At 71.6% G+C, this 3,937-nt stretch carries 4 protein-coding genes; all 4 read right to left on the bottom strand.

Annotated elements, in window-relative coordinates:
- Positions 1-99 precede the first annotated feature (99 nt).
- From pcaDC to pcaH, 4 genes are read right to left on the bottom strand one after another with little or no spacing between them, the layout of a single operon-like run.
- The gene (pcaDC, locus tag AOK24_RS41230; protein WP_055725022.1) at positions 100-1,221 is read right to left on the bottom strand and encodes a bifunctional 3-oxoadipate enol-lactonase/4-carboxymuconolactone decarboxylase PcaDC; all 1,122 of its coding nucleotides are present in this window, start codon (positions 1,219-1,221) and stop codon (positions 100-102) included.
- Positions 1,218-2,537, bottom strand: a complete 1,320-nt coding sequence (gene pcaB / locus AOK24_RS41225) for a 3-carboxy-cis,cis-muconate cycloisomerase (protein ID WP_055725021.1) — start codon at positions 2,535-2,537, stop codon at positions 1,218-1,220. Before pcaB ends, pcaDC begins: the two co-directional genes overlap by 4 nt.
- A complete protein-coding gene (gene pcaG / locus AOK24_RS41220; RefSeq protein WP_410483211.1) occupies positions 2,534-3,130 on the bottom strand; it encodes a protocatechuate 3,4-dioxygenase subunit alpha in 597 nt (198 codons plus the stop codon). The genes pcaB and pcaG overlap by 4 nt, the downstream gene beginning before the upstream one ends.
- Positions 3,130-3,903 carry a protocatechuate 3,4-dioxygenase subunit beta gene (gene pcaH / locus AOK24_RS41215; protein ID WP_055725020.1) on the bottom strand — a complete coding sequence of 258 codons (774 nt, stop codon included), beginning with the start codon at positions 3,901-3,903 and terminating at the stop codon, positions 3,130-3,132. The genes pcaG and pcaH overlap by 1 nt, the downstream gene beginning before the upstream one ends.
- Positions 3,904-3,937 lie beyond the last annotated feature (34 nt).

Here is a 3,937-nt window from a genome sequence, read left to right as displayed (position 1 = left end):
CGGTTTGGTACGCCAGGCGGAGGGGGCGTTGGCGGCGCTGGAGTAGGCCAGGGGCCCTCAGCCCGCCTCTTCCTCCGCTCTGGGGTAGGCCGGGGGCCCTCACCCCGTCTCTTCCTCCGCCAGAACCCTCTGCGCCACGGCGAACGCCGAATTCGCGGCGGGTACCCCGCAGTACACGGCCGTCTGCAACAGCACCGCCCCGATCTCCTCCGGCGTCAGCCCATTGCGCCGGGCGGCCCGCACATGCATCCCCAGCTCGTCGTAGTGCCCGTGCGCGACGAGTGCCGTCAGTGTCACAAGACTCCGCTCCCGCCGGGACAACGTGGGGTCGGTCCAGATCTCCCCCCACGCATACCGGGAGATGAAGTCCTGGAACCGCGCGGTGAATGGCGACTGCCGCTCCTGGGCCCGATCGACATGCGCGTCCCCGAGAACCTCCCGCCGCACAGCCATCCCCGCCCCGGCCGCACCCCCGAGGTGCACGCGAAGCGCACTCAACACGGCGCCGGGACACTGCACAGGCGCAAGATGCGCGGCCCCGGGAATCTCGACCAGCGTCGCCCCGGAAACCCCGTCGGCGATCTCCCGGGCGTGCGGGGGAGGGGTGGCCGGATCGTCCCGCCCGGCGATCACCAGGGTCCGCGCCTGAATCTCCCCGAGCCGCTCCCGTACGTCGAAGGACGCGAGGGCATCACAACAAGCGGCATACGCACCGGAGTCGACAGTGGCCAGGTCCCGCAACAACGCGGGCACCCGGAACTCCCCGGCGAACCACCGCCCGGCGGTGCTCTCAAGCAGCCACTCCGTCCCCTCTCTCCGCACACGCGCGGCCCGCTCCTCCCACGGCGCGGCCCCACCGAAATGCGAGGAGGAACAGATGACGGCCAACGAGGAGACCCGCTCGGGATACTCCAGGGCCAACTGCATCCCGACGGCCCCACCGATGGACACCCCGGCATAGGCGAACCGCTCGATCCCCAGGGCATCGGCCAACCGCACGACGAGCGAGGCGAGTTCACTCATACTCACCCCGGCGGACACCAACTCGGCGGCAGAGCCCCCGTGCCCGGGCAGATCCCACCGCACGACCCGATGAGTCACCGACAACTCGGGCGCGACCTGATCCCACAACGCGTACGAGGTCCCCACGGACGGCCCGAGCAGCAACGCCGGAGCCGAAGCCGACCCCTCGGCACGGTAGTTGAGCAGCTTCTCGGTCAACGTCGCTCCAACGCACGATCGGTGAGAACACCGGCAAGGCCGGTATAGCGAACGGGATCAGCGAGGTCCGAAAGATCGAGCCCCTTCAACTCGGCCTCATCAGAAAGGAGTTCGGCAAGCGACCGCCCCTCGGAGTACGTCCGCCGGGCAAGCGACGACAACAACTCCTTGGCCCGCCCCCGCCCGAGGACGACGGCCAGCTCGGCGGCAAGCCGCTCGGACACGATCAACCCGTGCGTGAGCCCGAGATGTTCCCGCATGACCTCGGCGAACACCCGCAACCCCGCGACGAGTTCCACGGCATCCCGCGCGGCCCCGCCGACGACCCGCAGCAGATCCCGCAACGGCTCCCACTCGGCATGCCAGGCCCCGGCGGGCCGCTCGTCCTCGGCGACGAGAGCCCCGTACAGCGTCGCGGCGAGCTGCGGCGCACGCCGGGCGGCGGCCGAGATCAGCGTGGACCGCACGGGGTTGGCCTTGTGCGGCATGGCGGACGACCCGCCCCCGCTGCCCTCGGCGACCTCCCCGACCTCGGTGCGTGAGAGCGCCAGCACATCGGCGGCGACCTTCCCGAGCGCCCCGGCGCCGAACGCCAGCGCTCCGGCGAGGTCCGCGACCGGCGTCCGCAGCACATGCCAGGGCAACTCCGGCTCCCGCAGCCCGAGTTCGGAGGCGAAGACCTCCGGCAGAGACATCACGTCCCCGGCGCCGTACACGGTGAACGCCGCCAACGTCCCCGCCGCACCCCCCAGTTGCGCGGGCAGCGACTGCCGTACGCCGGTCAGCCGGTCCCGCGCGTCCAGCACCAGGGCCCGCCACCCGGCCGCCTTGAGCCCGAAGGTCGTCGGCACGGCGTGCTGCGTGAGCGTACGCCCCGGCAGCACCGTGTCACGGTGGGCCGAGGCGAGGCCGGCCAGCGCCCGCGCGGTCCGGTCGAGGTCGGCGACGACCAGGTCGAGGACACGGGCGGCGACCAGCATCGCGGCGGTGTCCAGGATGTCCTGGCTGGTGGCACCCCGGTGCACGTACGGCCCGTACTCCGCGCCGACCGCCGCCGTGAGGTCGGCGACCAGCGGAATCACCGGGTTCCCGCCCGCGCGGGCGCGCTCGGCGAGGGCGTGCACGTCGAACCGCGCCGGGTCGGCCGCCTCGGTGACGGCGACGGCGGCCTCGGCGGGCGCCAGGCCCAGCGCCGCCTGCGCGCGGGTCAGCGCGGCCTCCGCGTCGAGGAGGGCCCGCAGGTACGCGGCGTCGCTCGTCGCGGCTGCGGCCGGGGAGCCGGTCCAGCCGGGCGCGAGCAGGCCGTCGTCGCTCACCGGAACTCCAGGAAGACCGTCTCGCCCTCACCCTGGAGCCGTACGTCGAACCGGTACGACCCCGGCCCTTCCTCGGCGGCGACCAGCGTGCCGCGCCGCTCGGGCTCCAGCCGCGTCAGCAGCGGGTCGACGGCGTGCGCCGACTCGTCGCCCGGCAGGTAGATCCGCGTGTACAGGTGCACCAGCAGGCCGCGCGCGAACACGCACACACTGACGTACGGCGCACTCGCCCCGCGCGCCGCCGGGCGCAGCGTCCGCGCCGACCAGTGCCCGTTGCTGTCGGTCTGCACCCGGCCCCACCCGGTGAACTCCACGCCGTTGCGCCCCAGGAACCCGCCGGTCGCCGGGTCCCTGCGCATCGACCCGTCCACCTGCGGGAGCCTGCCCTCGGGGTCGGCGCCCCACAGCTCCAGCAGCGCGTCCGGCAGGGGGGTGCCCTCGCCGTCGTACACGTACCCCTGGAGCGTGATCGTCCCCGGATGCCCGACCGGCGCGATCTCGCCGCCGCCGGGGAACGGCAGCGCGTGCCCGTAGAACGGTCCCACGGTGTGCGAGGGCGTCGGAAGCACGGCCTCACCCGTCTCGATCCTCATCAGCGCCCTTCCTCCATCCACGTTGCCCGGGGCCCGTCCAGCACGATGTCCCACCGGTACCCCATCGAGAACTCCGGCACCGACAGCCCGTGGTCGTACGTCGCGACGAGCCGCTGCCGCGCGGCGTCGTCGGTGACGGACTGGATGATCGGGTCGTACGGGAACAGCGGATCGGCGGGAAAGTACATCTGCGTCACGAGCCGCTGGGTGAACGCACTCCCGAAGAGGGAGAAGTGAATGTGTGCGGGCCGCCACGCATTCACATGCTGCCGCCAGGGATAAGGCCCCGGCTGAATGGTGGTGAACTCATAGACCCCGTCCTGATCGGTCAGGGTCCGCCCGACTCCGGTGAAGTTGGGATCGAGCGGCGCATCATGCTGCTCCCGCTGATGCGCGTACCGCCCGGCGGAGTTGGCCTGCCAGATCTCGACGAGCTGCCCCCGCAAGGGCCGCCCGTCCCGATCAACTACCCGCCCGGACACGGTGATCCGCTCCCCGACGGGTTCGCCGTTGTGCTGCCGGGTCAGATCGTTGTCGATCTCGGTGATGTCCCGTTCGCCGAAGGCGGGGGAGGAGAGCTCGACGAGTTCGGGATCTTTGCTGGTGTCGATGGAGACGAGGGGCTGCTTGGGGTGGCGCAGCACGGAGGACCGGTAGGGCGCATAGTCACGCCGGGGATGATGCTCGACGGGAGCCCCATCACCGACCCGCTTTTCATAAGCGGCGTGCTCAGCGGCTATTTCAAGGTCAATGTCATGCTGGGTAAGAGTCATAGGACGGCTCCGAGTGTTTTTTAGGGGCGCGGGG

Origin of the sequence: Streptomyces niveiscabiei (assembly GCF_001419795.1) — a bacterium.
GTDB lineage: Bacteria > Actinomycetota > Actinomycetes > Streptomycetales > Streptomycetaceae > Streptomyces > Streptomyces niveiscabiei.
Note: the sequence above shows the minus strand (reverse complement) of the source record. Positions and strands in the feature narration are given on the sequence as shown.